The 21,710-nt window shown below is 71.2% G+C and carries 17 protein-coding genes and 3 pseudogenes; 11 read left to right on the top strand and 9 right to left on the bottom strand.

The features are described from left to right. Nucleotides 1-221: 221 nt before the first annotated feature. The 8 genes from V4Y04_RS10910 (at nucleotide 222) to V4Y04_RS10875 (ending at nucleotide 12,173) form a co-directional block, all read left to right on the top strand. Nucleotides 222-1,214, top strand: coding sequence for a LacI family DNA-binding transcriptional regulator (locus V4Y04_RS10910; protein WP_055595809.1), 993 nt, complete (start codon nucleotides 222-224; stop codon nucleotides 1,212-1,214). A gap of 131 nt (nucleotides 1,215-1,345) precedes the next feature. Further along, nucleotides 1,346-2,971 carry an ABC transporter substrate-binding protein gene (locus V4Y04_RS10905; protein WP_332427350.1) on the top strand — a complete coding sequence of 542 codons (1,626 nt, stop codon included), beginning with the start codon at nucleotides 1,346-1,348 and terminating at the stop codon, nucleotides 2,969-2,971. A gap of 95 nt (nucleotides 2,972-3,066) precedes the next feature. Then, nucleotides 3,067-4,044, top strand: a complete 978-nt coding sequence (locus V4Y04_RS10900; RefSeq protein WP_055595802.1) for an ABC transporter permease — start codon at nucleotides 3,067-3,069, stop codon at nucleotides 4,042-4,044. A 13-nt stretch (nucleotides 4,045-4,057) separates the two neighbouring features. Next, nucleotides 4,058-4,978 carry an ABC transporter permease gene (locus tag V4Y04_RS10895; protein ID WP_332427347.1) on the top strand — a complete coding sequence of 307 codons (921 nt, stop codon included), beginning with the start codon at nucleotides 4,058-4,060 and terminating at the stop codon, nucleotides 4,976-4,978. 3 nt (nucleotides 4,979-4,981) lie between these two features. Then, complete coding sequence (locus V4Y04_RS10890) at nucleotides 4,982-5,935, top strand: ABC transporter ATP-binding protein (protein ID WP_332427346.1); 954 nt, start codon at nucleotides 4,982-4,984, stop codon at nucleotides 5,933-5,935. Beyond that, nucleotides 5,932-6,975, top strand: coding sequence for an ABC transporter ATP-binding protein (locus tag V4Y04_RS10885; protein WP_332427345.1), 1,044 nt, complete (start codon nucleotides 5,932-5,934; stop codon nucleotides 6,973-6,975). Before V4Y04_RS10890 ends, V4Y04_RS10885 begins: the two co-directional genes overlap by 4 nt. Next, nucleotides 6,972-8,516: a glycoside hydrolase family 32 protein gene (locus tag V4Y04_RS10880; protein ID WP_332427343.1), complete on the top strand. Its 1,545-nt coding sequence runs from the start codon at nucleotides 6,972-6,974 to the stop codon at nucleotides 8,514-8,516. Before V4Y04_RS10885 ends, V4Y04_RS10880 begins: the two co-directional genes overlap by 4 nt. An 84-nt stretch (nucleotides 8,517-8,600) precedes the next feature. Further along, the gene (locus tag V4Y04_RS10875) at nucleotides 8,601-12,173 is read left to right on the top strand and encodes a glycoside hydrolase family 32 protein (protein ID WP_332427341.1); all 3,573 of its coding nucleotides are present in this window, start codon (nucleotides 8,601-8,603) and stop codon (nucleotides 12,171-12,173) included. Between the two features lie 525 nt (nucleotides 12,174-12,698). On the opposite strand, the gene V4Y04_RS10870 is transcribed toward V4Y04_RS10875, so the two are convergent. Further along, nucleotides 12,699-13,340, bottom strand: a complete 642-nt coding sequence (locus V4Y04_RS10870) for a TetR/AcrR family transcriptional regulator (RefSeq protein ID WP_332427339.1) — start codon at nucleotides 13,338-13,340, stop codon at nucleotides 12,699-12,701. Between the two features lie 83 nt (nucleotides 13,341-13,423). On the opposite strand from V4Y04_RS10870, the gene V4Y04_RS10865 reads away from it, so the two are divergent. The 3 genes and pseudogenes from V4Y04_RS10865 to V4Y04_RS37725 form a co-directional block, all read left to right on the top strand. After that, nucleotides 13,424-13,738, top strand: coding sequence for a DMT family transporter (locus tag V4Y04_RS10865; protein ID WP_332427337.1), 315 nt, complete (start codon nucleotides 13,424-13,426; stop codon nucleotides 13,736-13,738). Continuing rightward, nucleotides 13,739-14,134 carry a DMT family transporter gene (locus V4Y04_RS10860; protein ID WP_332427334.1) on the top strand — a complete coding sequence of 132 codons (396 nt, stop codon included), beginning with the start codon at nucleotides 13,739-13,741 and terminating at the stop codon, nucleotides 14,132-14,134. Between the two features lie 179 nt (nucleotides 14,135-14,313). Then, nucleotides 14,314-14,472, top strand: a pseudogene (locus V4Y04_RS37725) (RNA-guided endonuclease TnpB family protein); the annotation flags it as partial. 71 nt (nucleotides 14,473-14,543) lie between these two features. Here V4Y04_RS37725 and V4Y04_RS10855 read toward each other — a convergent pair. The 8 genes and pseudogenes from V4Y04_RS10855 to V4Y04_RS10820 form a co-directional block, all read right to left on the bottom strand. Beyond that, nucleotides 14,544-15,308 carry an ANTAR domain-containing protein gene (locus V4Y04_RS10855; RefSeq protein ID WP_332427332.1) on the bottom strand — a complete coding sequence of 255 codons (765 nt, stop codon included), beginning with the start codon at nucleotides 15,306-15,308 and terminating at the stop codon, nucleotides 14,544-14,546. Nucleotides 15,309-15,543: 235 nt separating this feature from the next. After that, nucleotides 15,544-16,581, bottom strand: a complete 1,038-nt coding sequence (locus tag V4Y04_RS10850) for a rod shape-determining protein (protein WP_332427331.1) — start codon at nucleotides 16,579-16,581, stop codon at nucleotides 15,544-15,546. 271 nt (nucleotides 16,582-16,852) lie between these two features. Further along, a pseudogene (locus V4Y04_RS10845) lies at nucleotides 16,853-17,056 on the bottom strand (hypothetical protein); the annotation flags it as partial. Between the two features lie 41 nt (nucleotides 17,057-17,097). Further along, nucleotides 17,098-18,603: an acyl-CoA synthetase gene (locus V4Y04_RS10840; RefSeq protein WP_332427330.1), complete on the bottom strand. Its 1,506-nt coding sequence runs from the start codon at nucleotides 18,601-18,603 to the stop codon at nucleotides 17,098-17,100. 305 nt (nucleotides 18,604-18,908) lie between these two features. Then, nucleotides 18,909-19,571: a hypothetical protein gene (locus V4Y04_RS10835; protein WP_332427327.1), complete on the bottom strand. Its 663-nt coding sequence runs from the start codon at nucleotides 19,569-19,571 to the stop codon at nucleotides 18,909-18,911. Further along, nucleotides 19,537-20,382, bottom strand: coding sequence for an FkbM family methyltransferase (locus tag V4Y04_RS10830; RefSeq protein WP_332427325.1), 846 nt, complete (start codon nucleotides 20,380-20,382; stop codon nucleotides 19,537-19,539). Before V4Y04_RS10830 ends, V4Y04_RS10835 begins: the two co-directional genes overlap by 35 nt. 131 nt (nucleotides 20,383-20,513) lie before the next feature. After that, nucleotides 20,514-20,774 (bottom strand): annotated as a pseudogene (locus V4Y04_RS10825) (Trm112 family protein); the annotation flags it as partial. Further along, nucleotides 20,771-21,709, bottom strand: a complete 939-nt coding sequence (locus tag V4Y04_RS10820) for a hypothetical protein (protein WP_332427323.1) — start codon at nucleotides 21,707-21,709, stop codon at nucleotides 20,771-20,773. The gene V4Y04_RS10820 and the pseudogene V4Y04_RS10825, both read right to left, overlap by 4 nt. Nucleotide 21,710: the final 1 nt, after the last annotated feature.

Genomic DNA, 21,710 nt, shown 5'->3' with positions numbered 1-21,710 from the left:
TGGTTGCCTCTCTCGGGAAGAGCGCGGGGGGCGAAGGCCACCGGCCCGGTGGCCTGATGTGGCCCATGCGCAGGTATTGACATGCCGCTCAAGACGCACGTAACTTCCCTGCAACACGGAAGTAACGCGCGTTATTAAAGCGCGAAACCGGAGGTGCTGTCTCACCGCCGGACGGCCGAAAGGGACTGGAAGTGGCCACGAACAGGACGCAGCGCGTGACCATGAGCGATGTGGCGCGCCACGCGGGTGTCTCGCGGACCACCGTCTCCTTCGTCCTCAACGACAAGCCCGGCGCCGCCATCCCCGAGGAGACCCGTCGGCGGATCCTGGAGGCGATCGACGAGCTCGGCTACCGGCCCAACGCCGGGGCGCGGGCGCTGGCCGCGAACCGCAGCGGGTGGTTCGGGCTGATCACCGAGATCGTGACCGGCCCCTTCGCGACCGAGGTGATCACGGGTGCGCAGAGCCGTGCCTGGGGCGATCGGAGGTTCCTGCTGATCGCCGCGAGCGAGGGCGACCCCGCCCAGGAGGCCGCCGCGCTCGACCAGATGCTGGAACACCGGGTGGAAGGGCTCCTGTACGCCACGACCTGGCACCGGGCCGTCACGCTCCCCAAGGCAGCCCGGGAGGTGCCGACGGTGCTCGTCAACTGCTACGACGCGGAAGGTGAGCTGCCGTGCATCCTGCCCGACGAGGTGTCGGGCGGTTACAAGGCGACCCGCCGGCTCCTGGACGCCGGTCACACCCGCATCGGGTTCATCAACCTCGACCCGGCGATCCCGGCGGCCATCGGCAGGCGCGAGGGGTACGAACGTGCCCTGCGCGAGGCCGGGATCACCCCCGACCCCTCCCTCGTCGTCCCCGGCTGGGCCACCGCGGACAGCGCCTATACCGCCGCCTGCGAACTCCTTGACCGCCCGGCCGGCGACCGGCCGACCGCGCTGTTCTGCGGAAACGACCGGATGGCGATGGGCGCGTACGACGCGATCAAGGAACGTGGGCTGCGCATCCCGCACGACGTGGCCGTGGTGGGGTTCGACAACCAGGAACTCATCGCCGCCTATCTGCGGCCGAAGCTGACGACGCTCGCCCTGCCCTTCGAGGCCATGGGCACCAAGGGCATCGACATGCTCGCCGCTCTCGCAGCGGGGCAGCCGCTCGACACCCGTCAGGTGACGATCGACTGCCCGCTGCTCGAACGCTCGTCGGTCTGACCGCTAATCAGTCCGCCGAGGAATCCCATCCCGTCTTCGCCCTGTGTGTTGAAGAGAGGAAAAGAGTCTCCATTATGGCACCCTCCCGCATACCTTCACGGCGGCCCCGAGCCGTCCTGAGAGCGGTCACCGTGACCGCCGCCGCGGCCCTGGTCCTGTCCGCCTGTACGGGCGGCTCGGGCACCTCCGGCGCCGGTGACACCTCAGGCAACCAGCTGCTCACCATCCCGCGCGAGGATCTGGCGACGTTCACGCGCAACTTCAACCCGCTCTCCCCGCAGGCCGCCCCCATGACCCTGCAGGCGGTCTACGAGCCGCTGGCGGTGCACAGCATGGCGGACGCCAAGGACACGCCGTGGCTGGCCACCAAGTGGGAGCAGGCCAAGGACGGCAAGTCCCTCACCTTCACGCTGCGCGAGGGCGTCAAGTGGTCGGACGGCCAGGCGCTCACCGCCGACGACGTCGTCTACACCTTCGAGCTCCAGAAGAAGGTGCTCGGCGGCTTCGACTACCTGGACAAGGTCACCGCGGTCGATGCCCACACGGTGAAGTTCTCCTTCAGCAAGGCGTTCTCGACCGCCTTCTACGAGATCAGCGGCCACTACATCCTGCCGAAGCACATCTGGTCCAAGGTGAAGGACCCGGCGAAGTTCACCAACCCGAACCCGGTCGGCACCGGCCCGTACACCAAGATCGAGAAGTTCCAGAGCCAGTCGTACGAGCTGCGCAAGAACCCCGACTACTGGCAGCCGGACAAGCAGCGGATCGCCGGTATCCAGATACTCGCCTTCTCCGGCAACGACAGCGCCAACATCGCCTTCACCAACGGCGAGGTGGACTGGACGCAGTCGTTCATCCCGGACATCGAGAAGTCCTTCGTCGCCAAGGACAAGAAGCACAACCACTATTGGTTCCCGGCCACCGGCGCCATGATCAACTGGCAGCTGAACACCACCAAGGCGCCCTTCGACGACCCGGCGGTGCGCAAGGCCCTCAGCATGGCCGTCGACCGCGACCAGATCACCAAGGTCGCGATGAACGGCTACGCCGAACCCGCCGACTGCACGGGCCTGGCCCGCACGTACGACAAGTGGCGTGACACGTCGCTGGCCGCCTCCTGCACCTGGACGAAGTACGACACCGACGCGGCGGCCAAGGCGTTGGACGCGGCCGGCTACGAGGAGAGCGGCGGCAAGCGGAAGCTGAAGAACGGCAAGGACTTCACGCTCGACATCTCCGTCGGCTCAGCCTCCTCCGACTGGATCTCGGTCGCCAACATCATCAAGCAGAACCTCGCGAAGGTCGGCATCACCGCCACCGTGAAGACGCCCGACTGGTCGGCGGTCTCGTCGTCGTACAACACCGGCACGTTCGACACCGGCATCGTGTGGAGCAACAACGGCGCCACGCCGTACGAGTACTTCCGCGGCGTGATGTCGACCAAGATGGTGCAGCCGGTCGGCAAGCAGGCCACGGAGAACTACCACCGCTTCGGCGACAAGAAGGCCGACAAGCTCATCGACGCCTTCGCCGCCGCCACGGACGAGAGTGCGCAGCGCGAGCAGATGAACGGCCTGCAGGAGCTGTACGACAAGGACGCGCCCGTCGTCCCGCTGTTCACCGGCCCCGAGTGGGGCGCGTACACGGACGCCCGCTTCACCGGCTGGCCCACCGAAGAGAACCCGTACGCCACCCTCGGCAACCGCAACGGCAGCACGATCCTCGTGCTCACGTCGCTGAAGCCCGTCAAGAGCTGACGCCGCCCGCGGACCGGCGGCCGCCCTCCTCCCCGGACGGCCGCCCCCGCGCACCGAGCCACACGTTCACCCCCCACCGACAGGGAGCACGACCCGTGCGTCTGATCCTGCGCAACCTGGGGTTCTATCTGCTCGCCTTCTGGGCCTCCATCACCCTGAACTTCGTTCTCCCGCGCTTCATGCCGGGAGACCCGGTCTCCCGGATGTTCGCGCAGGCCCAGGGCACCATGCAGCCCGATCAGATAGCCCAGCTGCGGAAACTCTTCGGCCTCGACAACCGCCCACTCTGGGAGCAGTACGTCTCCTACGTCAAAAGCGTCTTCACCGGCGACCTCGGCATCTCCATCACCCGCTTTCCCACCCCGGTCTCCGACGTGATCGGCTCACAGATCGGCTGGACCCTGCTCCTCGGCGGCGTCGCGCTCGTCATCGCGGCCGTGCTCGGCAACCTGCTCGGCATCGTCGCCGCCTGGCGGCGCGGCGGCGTCCTCGACTCCGCCTTCCCGCCCCTGCTGATCTTCGTCGGCTCGTTCCCGTACTTCTGGCTGGCGATGGGCGCGCTGTACCTGTTCGGGGTGAGCCTCGGCTGGTTCCCCATGCGGCACGCCTACGACGTCGGCCTGACTCCCGGCTTCAACGGCGAGTTCCTCTCGAACGTCGCCACCCACCTGGTGCTGCCGGCGCTGACCATCGTGTTGGTCTCCATCGGCGGCTGGATGCTCGGCATGCGCAACACCATGATCGCCACGACGGCCGAGGACTACATCACGATGGCCGAGGCCAAGGGCCTCAGCCCCTCGCGGATCATGTTCCGCTACGCCGCCCGCAACGCGCTGCTGCCTTCCGTCACCAACTTCGGCATGGCGCTCGGCTTCGTCATCGGCGGCGCCCTGCTCACCGAGGTCGTGTTCGCCTACCCCGGCATCGGCTACCAGCTGCTGATGGCCGTCCAGGGCCTGGACTACCCGCTGATGCAGGGCATCTTCCTGACGATCACGGCCGCGGTGCTGCTCGCGAACTTCCTCGTCGACCTCGTCTACGTCCGCCTCGACCCGCGCGTCCGCGTCCGCTGAGGAGGTTGCCGACATGACCGCCATCGAAATCGCGACGGCCACCACGCCGACCATCCCCGCACGCACGTCCCGCCGGCGCGGACTGCTGCGCCAGCTCATCGACAGCAAGAAGGCGCTGGCCGGGCTGATCCTGCTCGCTCTCTTCGCGCTGCTGGCTCTGCTCGCGCCCGTCCTGGCACCGGGCGACCCGTCGCTCATCAACTCCACGGGCAGCCAGGCACCCTCGGCCGCACACTGGCTGGGTGCGACCGCCAAGGGACAGGACGTGCTCGCCCTCACCCTGTGGGGTGCGCGCAGCTCCCTCTTCGTCGGCTTCACCGTGGGCCTTGTGGCGACCGGCGTCGCCATCCTCGTCGGCCTGGCGTCCGCGTACTTCGGCCGTATCGTGGACGACGCGCTGACCCTGGTCACCAACATCTTCCTGCTGCTGCCCGGCCTCCCGCTGCTCATCATCCTGGCCGCGTTCCTGCCGCCCGGGACCTCGACCGTGATCCTGGTGCTCGTCGTCACCGGCTGGGCGGGCTCGGCCCGGGTCCTGCGCGCGCAGGCCAAGTCGATCCGCGGCAAGGACTTCGTGGCCGCCGCCGTCGTCACCGGCGAGCGCCCCCTGCGGATCATGTTCCGCGAGATCCTGCCCAACATGGCGTCCGTGGTGATGACCACGCTGCTGGGCTGCGTGATCTTCGGCATCGGCGCCCAGGCCGGCCTGGAGTTCCTCGGCCTCGGCGACAGCAGCGTCGTCAGCTGGGGCACCAACCTGTACTGGGCCAGCAACGACGGCGCGCTGATGACCGGCACGTGGTGGGCCTTCGTCCCCTCCGGACTGTGCATCGCGCTCGTCGCGTTCGCGCTCGCGCTGGTCAACTACGCGGTCGACGAGATCACCAACCCCAGGCTGCGCAGCCGCCGTGCCCGGCGTGAAAGGAGGGGCTGAGCCATGGAACCCGTACTTGAGGTGAACGGCCTGCGCGTCGAATACCGCGGTGACGGACGCACCGTCGTGGGCGCCGACGACGTCTCCTTCTCCATCGGCGCCGGAGAGATCTTCGGCCTCGCCGGAGAATCCGGCTGCGGCAAGTCGACCATCGCCAACGCGGTGATGCGACTGCTGAAGCCCCCGGCGGAAATCACCGCGGGCAGCATCCGCTTCCAGGGCCGCAACGTCCTCGCCCTGGACGCACGCGAGCTGCGCGCCTTCCGGTGGCGGGAGATCGCCATGGTCTTCCAGTCGGCGATGAACTCGCTCAACCCCGTCCTGACCATCGGCGAGCAGATCGTCGACATCTTCACCACCCACGAGAAGCTGAAGAAGCGGGCCGCGCGGGAGCGGGCGGGCGAGCTGCTTCAGATGGTGGGCATCGACCCGGGGCGGCTGAAGGCGTACCCGCACCAGCTCTCCGGCGGCATGCGCCAGCGCGTCGTCATCGCCATGGCAGTCGCACTGCGCCCCCGGCTGCTGATCATGGACGAGCCGACCACCGCGCTCGACGTGGTCGTGCAGCAGGAGATCATGGCGCAGATCCGCGACCTCCAGCGGGAACTGGGCTTCTCCATCCTCTTCATCACCCACGACATGTCCCTGATGGTCGAGCTGTCGGACCGCATGGGCGTGATGTACGGCGGACGGATCGTCGAACTCGCCGACGCCAAGGAGCTGTTCGCGGGGCCGCTCCACCCCTACAGCGAGGCGCTGATGAACGCCTTCCCGCCGCTGACCGGCCCGCGCCAAGAACTCACCGGCCTCTTCGACGCCCCGCGCACCGCCGACAGCTGCGGCTTCCACGTCCGCTGTCCCGAGGACCGCTCGGACTGCTCCATGAACATCCCCGACCTGCGCGAGATCGCCCCCGGCCGGTGGGCGGCCCAGAGTGCCCAGGGAGCCCCGCGATGACCCAGCCCCTGCTGTCCGTACGCGGTCTGACCAAGGACTTCCAGGTCGGCACCGTCTTCTCCCGGCGCCGCGTCCGAGCCGTCAACGACGTCTCCTTCGATCTCCCGGCCGGCCGGATCACCGCCCTGGTCGGCGAGTCCGGCAGCGGCAAGTCCACCATCGCCCGCTGTCTCGCCCGCCTCGAACAGCCCTCCGCCGGACAGGTGCTGCTCGACGGCGAGGACGTCCTGCGCACCGAGCGGCGCCGGGCGTCACGGGCGTACCGCCGCAAGGTCCAGATGGTGTTCCAGGACCCCTTCGGCTCACTCAACCCCGTCCACCGCATCGAGCACTTCCTCACCCGGGCCCTCGTCCTGCACGGCCACTCCGCCACACCAGAGGCGCTGCGCGAGCTGATAAAAACGGTCGGCCTGACCGAGGACATGCTCCAGTCCTACCCGCACGAACTCTCTGGCGGCCAGCGTCAGCGCGTCTCCATCGCTCGCGCGTTGGCGGTGGAACCGCGCCTCATCCTGGCCGACGAACCGACGTCGATGCTGGACGTCTCCGTGCGCGTCGGCGTGCTCAACCTGATGCGGCGCCTGCGCGACGAGCGGAACATCGCCATGCTCTACATCACCCACGACCTGGGCTCCGCCCGCTACCTCGCCGACACCACGATGGTCATGTTCGCCGGCGAACTCGTCGAGGGCGGCGACGCACTGGCCGTCATGGACGCCCCCGCCCACCCCTACACCCGCCTGCTGCTGTCCGCCGTACCCGACCCCGAACGGGCCGGCAGCTACGACCCCGTCGAGCGCGCCAAGCTCCGCGAGGCGATCCTCAACCCCACGTCCTGCCCCTATGGCGACGACGGCACGTGCAGCCGCACCGAGCCCGTCCGCCACATCGTCGGCGAAGACGACGGACAGCCCCACTGGGTGCGCTGCCACCTGCGCGCACCCGCCTCCGACATCGCCCGCCGCGTCCTCAAGGCCACCGACCGGCCGGACAGCGAGGCCACCGACGACACCGAGAAAGCGGAGACCACCGCCGTATGACCCACGACCTCACCCTCCCCTCCGGCAGTCCCACCGCCGAGGGGCTGGCCGAGCGCGCCCTGCGCGACCCCCACCGCCCCCGCTTCCACTTCACCTCGCCCGGCGGCTGGCTCAACGACCCCAACGGGCTGAGTCACTGGAACGGCGTCTACCACCTCTTCTACCAGTACAACCCGCTCGCCGCCGCCCACCACCGCATCCACTGGGGCCACGCCACCAGTACCGACCTCGTGCACTGGGCCGATGAGCCAGTCGCCCTGGTGCCAGGCTCGGACGGCCCGGACCGCGACGGCTGTTGGTCCGGTGTCCTGGTGGACGACGGGGGGGTGCCCACGCTCGTCTACTCGGGCAGGCACGGCGAGCATGAACTCCCTTGCGTGGCCAGGGGATCGGCGGATCTGACGTACTGGACCAAGGACTCGGCCAACCCGGTCATCACCGCCCCGCCGGAGGGCGTCGACATCACGGCCTTCCGCGACCACTGCGTCTGGCGGGAGGGCTCCGGCGAGAACACGGTGTGGCGTCAGCTGGTGGGCTCGGGAATCCGGGGCGTCGGTGGAACGGCCTTCCTGTACGAATCCGACGACCTGCGCAGCTGGCGCTACGTCGGCCCCCTGCTGACCGGCGACGCCTCGCAGAACCGGGGCGAGCTCGACTGGACCGGCACGATGTGGGAGTGCGTCGACCTCTTCCGGCTCGGCGAGGACGAGGAGGCCGGCAGCACCGACGTGCTGGTCTTCTCCGCCTGGGACGGGGGCACCACCCACCACCCCCTGTACTGGACCGGCCGCTACCAGGGCGACACCTTCACCCCGACCGCCCTCCACCGCCTCGACTACGGCGGCCGCTACTTCTACGCCCCCCAGTCCACCCGTGACGAGCACGGCCGCCGCATCATGTTCGGCTGGCTCCAGGAGGGCCGGACGGACGAGGCGAACGCGCAGGCCGGCTGGTGCGGTGTGATGTCCCTGCCGAGGGTCGTCACGCTCGCCACGGACGGCGGCCTGCACCAGGCCCCGGTACCGGAGCTGACCGAGCTGCGGCGGGAGCGCGTAGAGGTGGCTCCGGGCCGGCTGGCCGACCCGTACACCCGGCTGCCCGCCGTGCGCGGGGACCAGCTGGACATCGAGACGACCCTGCGTCTCGCTCCCGGAGCGACCGTCCGGCTCGTGCTCCGCGAGACACCGGACGGCGCGGAACGCACGGTCGTGGAGGTGAGCCGGTCGCACGACGGAACGGGCGGCACCCTCCGTCTGCACCGCGAGACCAGCAGCCTCGACCCGACGGTCGACACCGAACCCCGGTACGGCGACCTGTCGTTGGGCCCCGAGGGCCGGGTCGACCTGCGCGTCCTCGTCGACCACTCCGCACTGGAGATCTTCGCCAACGGGCGGCCCCTCACCGCCCGCATCTACCCCACCCGCCCGGACGAGGCCGTCGGCGTCGGTATCGGTGCCGACGGCGACGTGGCCCTGGAGCGGTTCGACGCCTGGCAGATGGCGTCGGCCTTGACCGACGGGCCCCGGCCGCTGTGGCCGTGACCGTCTTACACACGACCACGGCCCGGGGTGGACGTCCCCCCCCGGGCCGTGGCCCACCCTCCCCTGTTCTCATCAGGAGCCGCCATGAGCGTGTCCCGCCGTACCCTCCTGCTCGCCGGAGGAACCGCCGCCACCCTGCTGCCTCTCGGAGGCATCCTCCCCGCAGCACAGGCCGCCACCCCGAGCACCACCGGAGCGACCCCCGCCGCCACCCCGATCCCCGACCCCATCCCCGTCACCGGCACCTGGACCCGCACCTCCGACGGCGGCCAGAAGGTGACCGCCGGCCGTCGCGGGCCCTCCCTCGCCCTGTCCGAGCAGCAACTCGCGGCCAAGGGCACGTACGCGGCCCGCGTCACGCCCCAATCCTCCTCCTCCGTAGGCGCGTTGGTGTTCCGGACAGCCCTCGACGGCTCGACCGGATACGCGGTCGCCCTCGACCCCGGCCGCGCCCGCATACGGCTCTACGACCTGGCCGGCGGCGACACACTCGCCACCGCTCCACTCCCGGGCGCGCAGGCCGGAAAGCCCTACGACCTCGAAGTGGCGGTCGACGGACCCGAGCTGACGGTGCATGTCGACGGCAAGCGGCTCCTCCACACCGAGGACCACCGCCACGACACCGGCTCGGTGGGCCTGCTCGCCCAGGGCGGCAAGGTCACCTTCGGCCCGCCCTCCCTCTCCTCAGTCACCACCAACCTCACCGGCTTGACCACGAGCGGCGGCACCTGGACGGCGAGTCCGCTGGGCTGGCGCGCGGCCCCAACCCAGAGAGCCACCGCCCGCGCCATCACCACGACCAAGACGTACGACACCGCGCTCCAGGCCGACCTGCTCCTGCACGACGCTTCCGCCATCGCCGCACTGCTGGTGCGCACCGACGCCAAGGCCACGCGCGGCTACGGCGTCCAAGTCGACGCGGACCAGGACAGGCTGAGGCTCTACCGCATCGACGGCAACGTCACCCTCGGCACCTACGCGACCACCATCAAGGCCGACACGGTCTACCGTCTGCGCGTCGAAGCCGAACACGACGAACTGCGCGTGCACTGGCAGACCAACTTCCTCTCTCCCGACGGCTACAGCCCCGTCATCACCGCCCAGGACTCCACCCACACGAAGGGCCGACTCGCCGTCACGGCTTCGGCCGGCGAGGTGTCCTTCGAGAACATCGCCGCGGCCGACCTCGCCACCGGCCTCCAGGGCTGGACGGCCCGCTCCGGCACCTGGACCCCGGACCTGCGCGGCATCCGCGGCGAGAACGGCCTGCGCACGGCCCCCTTCACCGACGGCGACCTGGTGGCGAGGGCCGACATCACACCCGGCGACCGCTCCTCCTCGGCCGGCCTCGCCCTGCGCGCGTCCGCGAACGGCTCCGGCGGCTACGAAGCCCGCCTGGAAGCCGGCCGCAACGCCGTCGTCCTGCTGGACCGCTCCTCCGGCACCCGCCTCGCCTCCGCCTCCGGCCCGGTCCGGCGCATCACGGCCGGAGGCACGTACCGCGTCGAGGCCCGCGCGACGGGCAGAACCATCGAGGTGTACGTGGACGGCGTACGGGCGCTCAAGACCCGCGTGTCCCGCACCAAGGGCGCCGCCTTCGGCACCGCGGCCGCGCACGGGACGTCGTACTTCCAGAACGTCGAAGTCCACAGCACCGCCGACTACTTCACCGAGCCGTACCGCCCCACGTACCACTACTCCCAGCTCACCGGCTCCACCAGCGACCCCTGCGGCCTGCTGCACCACGACGGCGAGTACCACCTCTTCCACCAGGACGAGGGCCGCTGGGCGCACGCGGTCAGCACCGACCTCGTCCACTGGCAGCCCCTGCCGATCGCCCTGCCCTGGAACGCCTACGGCCACTGCTGGACCGGCTGCGCGGTCGTGGACGCCGACGACACCTCCGGTCTCTTCGACGGCGGCTCGGGCCTGATCGCCTATTACACGAGCTACCACCCGGACAAGCCGGGCGGGAACGCCAGCGTGCGCATCGCGTACAGCAAGGACAAGGGCCGATCGTGGCAGCTGCACGGCGGCTCGAGTCCGGCCGTGCAGAACCCGGGCGGCCCAGACGCCGACTGGACCTTCCGCGACCCGAAGGTCATCCGCGACGAGGCCCACGAACAGTGGCTGATGGTCGTCTCCGGCGGCGACCACATCCGCTTCTTCACCTCCACCGACCTCCTCACCTGGACCCAGGTCAGCTCCTTCGGCTACGGCGACTGGGCCACACCCGGCGTCTGGGAGTGCCCCGACTTCTTCCCGCTCCCCGTCGACGGCGACAAGGACAAGGTGAAGTGGGTCCTCACCCTGAGCACCGGTGCCGTACGCGCCACGAACGGCTCGGCCGCCCAGTACTTCACGGGTGAGTGGAACGGCACCGGTTTCGCTCCCGACCAGAAGGCCGGCACGGTCCTGCGCGCCGACTCAGGCCGTGACTACTACGCCGCCATGTCCTTCTACGGCCTGACCGACGACCGCCGCGTCTGGCTCGGCTGGATGAGCAACTGGGACTACCCCTTCAGCGCCCCGACCGGCGGCTGGAACGGCCAGCTGAGCACCCCCCGCGAACTGACCCTCACGGACACCGCCGACGGCGTACGCCTGGCGCAGCGCCCGGTCCCGGAGCTGGTCACGCTGCGCACGTCCACCACAACCCGCAAGGACCTCGCCGTCGGCCCCACCTCCGCGAACCCGCTCGCGGGAGTCCGGGGCATCGCCTACGAGATCGAGGCCGAGATCACCCTTGGTACTGCCAGGGAGATCGGCTTCCGGCTCCGGACCGACGACGAGCAGCACACGACAGTCGGATACGACGCCGAGGCGCAGGAGCTGTTCGTGGACCGCTCGGCATCGGGCCTGAGCGACTTCACGCAGTACTTCACGGGCCGCACGACCGCGCCGATGAAGACGACCGACGGCCGCGCGACCCTGCGCGTGTACGTCGACTCGTCCTCGGTCGAGGCATTCGGCGCGGACGGACAGGCCGCCGTGACCAGCCTGATCTTCCCCGGCCCGGACGCTGACGGCATGGCTTTCTACGCCAAGGGCGGCACCGCGCACATCGAGTCGCTCAAGGTGCACAGGCTCGACAGCACCTTCCGCCTGGTGGATCGGGTGAAGCCGCTGGTGGCCGCCCCGAGCGGCGGTGAATTCCGCTCGGACCTCGGCAAGTTGACGATCACCCCCGCCGGCCGCTGGTCGACGGACAGCGCGGGCCGCGCCGGAAGCTTCGACAAGGACTCCAACGCGATCTCGGCCCGCACGGCGACGGACTTGGACCTCACCACTCTGGTCCGGCTCGGCGGCCCCGCCCCGGACACGAGCGGCGCCCTCTCCCTCCTCTGGCGCGCCTCCTCCGACGGCGCCGACGCCTACTGCCTCAACATCGACCCCGACCTACGCGTGATCCGCCTGGTCGCCAAGGCCAACGGCTACTTCGACGACGGCGCCGCCCTCGCCCGCGTCCCGGCACTGGTCCGCCGCGGCACGAGCTACCCCGTCCGCATCCTCACCGAGGGCGACCGCATCCAGGTGTTCCTCAACGGCAAGCGGATCATCGACGTGACGGACACGACGTACACGAGCGGACACATCGGCCTGAACGTGTTCGGAGGGAGGGTGGCGTACCAGGACACCTACGCGAAGGAGCTGTGACCGCCGGTCAAGCCGACAAGCAAGAGTTCGATCCCCGTCCTTGAGCCGGCGCGATCGTCCTCTATGTATTCAGCGCGTTCCTGTAGGGCCTCCTTGAGGCCGAGTTGAGGCCACAAGGACAGGAACAGACTGACAAGGACTGAGGAGTGCTCATATGGATAACCCCGTCTGACCTGCGAAAACGTGATAGATGAGCAGTGATCGACAAGGACCACCAAGATCCCCAACAGACTCATAATCCGTCGGCCGTGGGTTCGAGTCCCACCCGCCCCACCAAGAGGTTCTCCCGGAGAACCGTTCCATCTGCGAAACAGCGTCAGCCCCCTTCCGGTGGAGGGGGCTTCTTCGGTGTGAGCGTCAGCAGCCGGCCAGGGCACTGACCGGTCTGCGCGACGCTGCTCTCTGTCAGTCGCTTCGCGGACGTCGCGGTCCGCTACCGGGCGGCGCGCAACGCTGCCTGGTAGCGCGCAACGCTGCCTGGCGGGGCCGCGAGCCGCACGGCGCCGGACGTGCCGCTCTTTGGCCTCATCGTTCTCGATCTGATGCCGACCGGGCGGAGGCTGGAGGCCTGGACTCCTGTCGCAGTGCCTGAGGTGACGGGGCTCGTTTCAGATCGGCCAGGTGGGTGTCCACTACCCGGGCGGCCCAGTCGGTGTCCTCGTCCCGGTCCTGTCGGATCATGTGCAGAGCGAGCCCGTCCACCATCGCGTGCAGGCGATCCGTTTCGGTCCGGGTCCCCTCCGGGGCCACGCCCAGTACGCGTACCACCCGTTCGCACAGGTCCCTTACGGCCCGGTGCGCCCTGTGGTGTGTCGCGCGCAGGTCGCCGTCCGTCATCGCGGCCGTGCCGAGGACCACGGTGATCTCCATCTCCAAGCGCCGCGGCTCATCCAGGGGCAGCAGTTCCAGCAGTACCGCCCGCGCCCAGTCATCACCCGGCGCAATGGCGGCGATCCGGTCGGCCAGGCGCTCGACCACCATGTCGTACGCCCTGATCCGCAAGCTGGCCTGGGTCGGGAAGGTGTAGCGCAGCGAGCTCGGCGGCAGCCCCGCCTCGGCGGCGACCTTGCGCACCGACAGTGCCGGGATGCCGTCGCGCACCAGAACTCTCCACGCCGCTTCCGCAACCTGGCGGTTGCGTTCACCGGTGTCGATCACGCGAGGCATGACACCATTGTCGCACGACTGTACGACTACGTGCTAGCTTCGTTTTGGTACAGCCGTACGAAAACATGGAGAGGAATGTGCGCATGGCGTGGACCGTCTTGATCGCCTCCGCCGTACTGGAGGCCGTCTGGGCCACCGCCCTGGGCATGTCCCAGGGGTTCCGGCGGCTCGCGCCGACCGCCGTCTTCGCCGTCGCCGCGGTGCTGAGCATGGCGGGACTGGCCTACGCGATGACCTCGCTGCCCACCGGCACCGCTTATGCCGTATGGGTCGGCATCGGGGCCGTGCTGACTGTCGTGATCGCCACCGCGCGGGGCCAGGAGAAGCTGACGCCCCTCCGCGCGGTCCTGCTGGCCGGCCTGATCGGCTGCATCGTCGGACTGAAAGCGGTGAGCTGAATGCCCTGGCTGATCCTTCTTGTCAGCGCCGTGCTGGAGGCCGTCTGGGCCACAGCGCTCGGCGCCAGCGACGGTCTCTCCGAGCCCGTCGCGAGCGTGGTGTTCTTCATCGCGATGATTCTGAGCATGATCGGCTTGTCGCGCGCCGCCCAGCACATCCCCATCGGCGTCGCCTACGCCGTGTGGACCGGCACCGGCGCCGCACTCACCGTCGCCTGGGCCATGGCCACCGGCGGCGAGGCGGCGAGCGTGCTCAAAGTGCTGTTCCTGGCCGGCATCATCGGCTGCATCGCCGGACTCAAGCTGTCCAAGCCGGGCCCGGCCGAGAACGGCCCGGCTCACCGCGGTCCAGGCGACCGACCCGACAACGCCGCGGCACCGAAGCCGGCCCCTTGATGCCCGTCCCGGCTGCGCCGGGACGCACGGACCGCTTGAACTCGCCCACGTGCCTCGGCCCCGCCGAGGCGCCGCTTCACCGAGTGCCTGCCACTCGCACGATCTTCTACGGCGTGACACGCGAACGCATACGCCAGGTCGAGGCCAAGACGACGAGCAAGCTGCGCCACCCCTCACGCTCGGTGCATGACCGCGACGTGAACGTGGCACGCAACATCCTGGCCGCCGGGCCGGCGGCGTCCGCCTGTGGAGACGGGGTAAGACCTCCACGGGAGTCCTCCCGGGCGGGGCGGTCGTCGGTGAAGCGGGAAACCCGGCGGGCGACCGCGGGAATCCCCGCTTTCAGGCAGGGGAGGAAGCCAAGTTCTACAAAGCTTCTTACGGCACTCGGTGACACCGCTCGGCGCGCTCACCGGTGGGGCGTGCCCGGGTCCGTCCCCTCCTGGCCCGTTCCGGCCCGGGGCGGGCGGAGGTGGCGGGCGAGGGCCGTGGCCAGGGCCTTCCGTACCTCCTCCGGAGGGCGGGGGTCCGCCCGGTCGGCGTCGGCGGCCACCACCGCGGCGACCGTGCGCAGAGAGGCGCCGGACAGGCGGGAGGTCTCGCGCAGGACGCGCCAGGCGGTGTCCGGGCCGCAGCCGTGGGCGGTCATCAGGATGCCGCGGGCCCGGTCGACGGCCGGCCGGGCGGCGATCGACTCCCGGAGCCGCTCGACCTCCTCCTCCCGCACGGGCGGCCGTTTCGCCGGCGCCGCCTCCGCCGCCGGGGTGGTGGCGGGCGCCGGCGCGCTCTTCTCGCCGGGAGGGCGCAGCGGGTCGGTGGTGTCCAGGCCGACGAGCGCCAGGATGCGGCGTGGCTGACCGGTCCAGCCGGTGGCCGTGACCGGCACCGACCGCAGGCGGCCGTGGTCGCGCAGGACCTCCAGGAACCGCAGTCCCGCCGTGTCCATGAAGCGCACCCCGCTCATGTCCAGGTCGACCCGGGCCGTACGGGCGGGCAACTGGGCCAGTTTCCGGGCGAGGACATCCGCGCAGCCGTGGACCAGTTCACCGCGCGGGGTGAGCAGTGCCCGGTCCGCTTCCATGCGCTCGCCGATGACCAGGGTGCCGCGTCGTCCCGGGAGGGGCTGTTCCGAGAAGGGTCGTCCCGAGAAAGGGGGTGGGGCCGCGGAGGTCATGACACCGCCTTGTCGGTACGCGTGCGGGCCGTCGGGCGTACGGTTCGGTCGCCGCGGACCGGGCGGCAGGGCGTGCGGGACATGCGAGGGTGCGGAACGTACGCGGTCCATGCAGTGCTCGCGGATGCGCCTGCCCGGTTTGCCGAGCCTTACGCCCCTTGTCGCCGAACCGGCCGGAATTCCGGCCGGACATGGTGGATGGGGCGGGCAGGGCGGGTGCGGTCGGCTCGGCGGCTCAGTTCGCCAGCGGGTTCAGTACCAGGGGGGCGATCCTGCCCTCCAGCATGGCGCCCAGGCCCTGGACGGCGCACACGTCCGGCCGTTCGGCGATGTGGACCGGCATACCCGTCGCCTGCCGCAGCATCTGGTCGAGGCCCGGCAGCAGGGCGCTGCCGCCGACCATCATGATCCCGCGGTCGACGAGGTCGGCGACCAGGTCGGGCGGGCAGCCCCGCAGCACCTTGCCGATCCCGTCCAGCACCGCTGTCAACGGGGTCTGGATGGCGTGCCGTACGGCGGCCGTGTCGACCTTGACCGAGCGGGCGAGACCGGTGGCGACGTCCCGGCCGTGGATCTCCGTCGACTCCGGGCCGTGCGGGGTGAGCCCGTTGCCGGACAGGGCCAGCTGCAACGGCCGTACGGACTGGCTCGGCAGCATCAGTTCGTGATGGTGGCGCAGGTGCTGGACGATGGCGTGGTCCACGGCGTCACCGCCGACGGGCATGCGCTCGGCCGTCACGATCGAGCCGAGGGAGAGCACGGCCACCTGCGTGGTCGCCGCCCCGCACACCAGGATCATGGTCGCCTCGGGACGTTCCACGGGCAGCCCGCAGCCGACGGCGGCGGCGATGAGCGTGTCGACCAGCTCCACCCGGCGGGCGCCCAGCCCGACCAGGGTCTCGATCGTGGCGCGCTGGGCCAGTGGATCGGCGTCGTGCGGGGTGCAGGCCGCGGCGCGCAGGCCCGGCCGGCGGCGCAGCGTGCGGCGGATCCGGTCGCCGAGCAGATGGCGCAGCATGCGCTGCGCCATGTCGATGTCGACGACGGTGCCGCCCGACACGGGCCGTACGACGCGGATGTAGCTCGGCGTCCGTCCCTTCATCCGCTCCGCGAGTTCGCCGACCGCGATCAGCGCGCCGGTACGGGTGTTCACGGCGGCGGCGGACGGCTGGTCGACGACGAGACCGGCACCCTTGACGTAGACCCGGGTGCGGGCCGCTCCCAGGTCGACGGCGAAGTGGCAGCGGCGCAACTGCTCCAGACTGGCGGTCACGGCAATCCTCCCGAGTGCGCGGTCCTGCGGGCCGCCGGACGGCGGACCTCAGGACCATCGTGCGCGCCCGCGCAGGACACCGCCCCTTGTGGAGGGCCGGGCGAGGGGCCGCTGAACGAGAGGGAGGGGCACGGCGATCGCAGGGACAGCCTCGAGCTTCCCCGGCCCCGGCCCCGGCCCCGGCCCCGTACGCGTCGCAGGCTTGGCCGAGGTGCCGCGGGCGGCCCCCGGTTCACCTGTTTCTTGCGAGGAGGCCCCGGCGTTCACGCCGGGGAGGAATCGCCGAGAAGCGGCTGTCGGGCGTGGCCCGGGTGGTGCCCGGGGCCGCCCTCGCCGACGACGTGCGTGGTGACCGGGGTGCGGGCGGCGGCCACCGCGGCGAACAGGTCGGCGATGGCCACCGCGGCGAACAGGTCGGCGATGGCCGCCCCGCCCCCTGCCGTTCCGCCTCCGCGTCGTCGGCCGCGCCCCGCGTCGTCGGCGACGAGGGTGACGGTCTCGCGCGCGGTGAGCCGGTCAGTCATGGCGCAGCGTCCGCTTCATGATCTTCCCCATGTCGTTGCGGGGGAGCGAGGCGAGGTGGTGGAGCACCCGCGGACGTTTGTGCGGGGCCAGGCGGGCGGCGACGTGGTCGGCCAACTCGTCGAGGGCGGGCGGCGCCCCCGGATCCGCCGGGACGATCCACGCGACGATCCGCTCGCCCAGGTCGGTGTCCGGCTCCCCGGTCACCGCGGCCTCCCGGACGCCGGGGTGTTCCAGCAGCGCGTTCTCGATCTCACCGGCGCCGATCTTGTACCCCCCGCTCTTGATCAGGTCGGTGGCCTTGCGGCCGACGATGCGGACATAGCCGTCGGCGTCGCGCACCGCCATGTCACCGGTGCGGAACCAGCCGTCGGCGGTGAAGGCGCCCGCGGTGGCGTCGGGCCGGTTCAGGTACTCGGTGAACAGGTTCGGGCCGCGGACCTGGATCTCGCCCACCGTCTCCCCGTCGTACGCCGCCACCGGGGACCCGTCCTCCTCCACCAGCCGCAGCTCCACGCCCGGCAGCGGCACGCCCACGGTGCCGGGCCGGGCCTCGCCGTCCGCGCGGACGCTGGGCCGGGGGTCCGGGGGTGTCCACCGGGACGAGCACAGCATCAGCGTCTCCGTCATGCCGTACCGCTCGATCACCCGGCGTCCGGTGGCCGCCGCGATCCGCTCGTGGTCGTGCACGGGCAGCGCCGCCGACCCCGACACCAGCAGCCGTGCCCCGGCCAGCGCCCCGGCCAGTTCCGGCTCGGTGGGCAGGGCCTCCGCGACACGGTGGTACATGGTTGGTACACCGAACAGCATGGTCGCGCCGCCGCTCAGCTCCCGCGTCACCCCCTCGGTGGTGAACCTGCCGAGGTGACGCACCGAACCGCCGCGGCGCAGCGGGCCCAGGATGCCCAGGACCAGCCCGTGCACATGGAACAGCGGGAGCCCGTGGACGAGGACGTCGTCACCGGTCCACTGCCAGGCGTCGGCGAGCGCGTCCAGGGTGGTGGCGATCGCGCGGCGGGGGATGACGGCGCCCTTGGGCGGGCCGGTGGTGCCGGAGGTGTAGACGACCAGGGCCGGGTCCTCGTCGTCCGCGCGGTCCCCGGCGAGGTCTCCGGGGAGCGTGCCGGGGGCGCGGTCGGCCGGGTCGACGTCCAGGCGGGCCAGGCCGTGCAGCGCCTCCGGGAGTTCCTGGCCGGGGGCGGCGAGGACCAGGTCCGGGGTGCTGTCGGACAGGATGTGGCCGAGCTCCTTGGCACCCGACTTCGGGTTCAGGGGCACCACGGTCACCCCGGCGAGCAGCGCCGCGGTGACCGCGACCGCCGTCTCCAGCGTCGGGGTCGCCCAGACGGCGACCCGCCGCGCCTCCCGGACGGCCCCGGCCACCGGGACGGCCGCGGCGGCGAGTTCCCCGTACGTCAGTGAGCGCTCGCCGAACCGGAGGGCGGGCCGGCCGGCGGCAGGGCCGCCGCCGTCGGTCAGGGCCGGGAAGAGAGAGGACACGCGTCGTACTCCTTGACCGTTCGGGTGGTGCGGCTGTCGTTCCCGGGGGCACCGGGTCCGACCGAGTTCCTACCCCGGCCGGGCACGGCCGGTACCAGCCACATCACCGCGGGTACCGGCGAGACCACGATTCCTCCGTACATCATCGGCTGCCGGAGCGAACTCCGTGGCCGGCGTCCGGTGCCGGGCAGGCCGCCGCCGCGACGCGCCGCCTCGCGCTCGACCGTCCCGCACACCGGTTCGATGCCCCGGGTGGTGGACGCGGTCATCCGGGCGGCGGCTCGCCGAGGGGGGTGCCGAGCGGTTCACAAGAGGGGCGGTTCACAGAGGGGCGGATCGCCGGCCGCGGTCCGTGGGCCGACCGAGGTCCGTTGCAGCAAGCCCCAGGTGAACTCGGCGACCACCTCGTGCCGCACGCCCCGCGCGTCCGGCGCGACGAAGACGAGGCCCCACCGGGTGGGCGCGGTGCCTTCGAGCGGGCGGGCCGGGGCGAAGGCGCGGGCGGCCTCGTCGACCGTGCAGGACCAGGGCGACAGGTCCTCGAGGGTGCGCAGGGCGGGCGGGCCGGCGTCGGGCGCGCGGACCAGCCACTCGTTCCAGACGGTGCCGTCGGGCGTGGTGAGGATCTCGAAGCGGAGGTCCGGCCAGAGCGGGAGCCGCCACCGCGACGCCTCGCAGTCGAGGTCGCCGATCCGGCGCCGGACCCGGGAATCCGGCTCGCCGAGCACGGACCGATACCTCGAGCGGGCCGAACGGGATCGCGGGGAGCGGACCATGGCCTGCCAGCGCCTGTTCGCCTCGCGCATCCCGGCGAGGGAGACGCCCAGTTCGTGACGGGCGTCCTCGACCAGGCCGGGATGGTGGTCGGCCATACGACGCAGCAGGACGAGCTGGAAATCGAGCGGGGTGAACGGGACGGAGGGGCCGGACGGGCTACCGGGGGGTTTCGCGGGAGGCACGGGGACCATCGTCGCCCACCGGGGGCGTTCCGGGACGGCGGCCGTCCGGGAGGAACAGCACCGAGTTCACATAGCGCGGGCCCCTGAGCGCGCTGTGCGGCAGGACGCGGCGGAGCAGACCGTGGGAGACGACGTAGGAGGCCCTGGCCTGGTGGGCCTCCAGGGGGAAACGGGCCAGCGGGATCCAGTCGTCGCCGGGCAGCACCCAGCCGTCGTAGCCCAGCAGGGACAGGTAGGTGACCACGGGCGCGACCGGCTGGATGCGGGACTCCAGCTCCACGAAGAGTGCCGGGCGGTCGCGGGAGAGGATGCCGGTGGCGCCGCGCAGCACGGCCGATTCGTTGCCGTCCACGTCGATCTTGATGAAGCCGACGTCCTTCAGGTTCAGTGCGTCCAGCGTGACGCAGGTGACGTCCAGGGCGTGGCCGTGGATGTCCCGGCGGACCAGGGAGGACACCCCCCGGTCGCCGCCGTCGTCCGGCGGCAGCCACAGCCGGGCGATCCCGGCGCGGTCCGAGGCCGCCGCGCGGATCACGCGGACGTTCGACGGGGCGCCGGAGGTGAGCAGCCGCGCCAGGTGGGGGACCGGTTCGACGGTCACCACCTGGCGGGCGCGCCGGGCCAGCCGGTGCGTCCAGGGGCCGTACCAGCCGCCGACGTCGATCGCCGTGCCGCAGTCCGGCGGGCACAGGTCGGCGAGCCGGGCCAGCTCGGGCTCGAAGCGCGGGTAGACCGCGCGGGCGGCGGCGGCCACGACCCGGGTGGGCAGGACGGACGCCGCACGGGCGGCGAACGTGACCCTGGGACGGCCTTTCGTCATGTGGTCGCCCCCGGGGTGCCGGGACGGCTGGTGTTGTTCCCGGCCATGTGGTCCTCGGCCATGTGGTCCTCGGCTGTGTGGTCCTTGGCCGTGTGCTCTTCCGACATGTGCTCCGCGGTCATATGGGCCTCGGACACATGTGCCAGCAGTGCCTCGTGCTCCTCGTCCGAGACCTGCTCGCCGGAGGACGGGAGCAGCTGTGGGATGCCGTCGATGATCGGGTAGCGGCGGCGCAGACGCGGGTTGTACAGCGCCTCCTCGGCTCCGTCCACCGCCGCTGCGCCGTCCTTCCCGGCAGCGGCAGCGGCAGCGGCGGTGGCGGGGAGCAGATGCAGCGGGCCCTTGTCGAGCGGGCAGGCCAGAATCCTCAGCAGCGGGTCGTCGGGCTTCACGGGGGCGTCAACTCCTCGTTCTTGGTCTCGGTCTCGGTACCTGGTGGTGAGGTGGTGTCGTGCTTCGGCATGGCCAGCAGCACGGTGACCGCGAGCACCGTACCCGCCACGCGCAGGGCCAGCCGCAGGGGTTCGTCGGGGAGTTCCTCGCCGAACGACAGTGTGCCGAGCACCGCCGTGTACAGGCACGTCACGGTCGTGCACACCGGCACGATCAGCGAGGCCCGGCAGCGCTGGAGTGCCGCCTGCGACAGCACCAGGCCGAACGCGCCGGTGAACAGCAGCAGATACGGGTAGGGGGAGCGCAGCAGGCCGAGCAGCGCGTCGCCGATGCCGTCGGCCGTCAGGTGGCTCGACACCCCCTTGATGGCGAGCGAGCTGACGCCGTAGAGGAGGCCGACGGCGACCCCGTACTCGACGCCGGTGGTCGGCATCCGGTGCCGGCGCCGGGCGCGGCGTTCGGCGGACCGGTAGAGCCACACCCCGGCCGCCAGCGACGGCACGCACACCAGCAGGATCAGCGGGTACGGTGCGTCCCGGCCGACGGTGTCGGCGCCCGCGCCGCCCTCCTTCAGCGACAGCACCACCATCAGCAATGCGAGCAGGATGGCGCCCAGCGCGTACCGTTCCCGGCCGGTGGTCTCCTCGCCGAGCAGTCGCGCCGACAGCATCACGAGGAGCACCAGGCCGGAGACGAACAGTCCCTGGGCGGCGGCGATCGGCAGGGTCCGGTAGACGGCGAGCTGGGCGCCGAAACCGGCGGCGAGGGACAGCGCGCCGGCGATCCACAGCGGGCTGCCGAGCACCAGCCGCAGCAGCCGCGCCGGCTGGTGAACCGTTACTTCGGGCAGGGTGGCGAGCGCCCGCTTCTCCAGGACGAACCCGCCGCTGTACAGGATGTTCGACACCAGGGCGGCGGCCACTCCCCACCACATG

The organism is Streptomyces sp. P9-A2 (assembly GCF_036634175.1).
In the GTDB taxonomy this organism is placed as follows: domain Bacteria; phylum Actinomycetota; class Actinomycetes; order Streptomycetales; family Streptomycetaceae; genus Streptomyces; species Streptomyces pratens.
The sequence above is the reverse complement of the archived record's forward strand: the minus strand, read 5'-3'. Positions and strand labels throughout refer to the sequence as shown.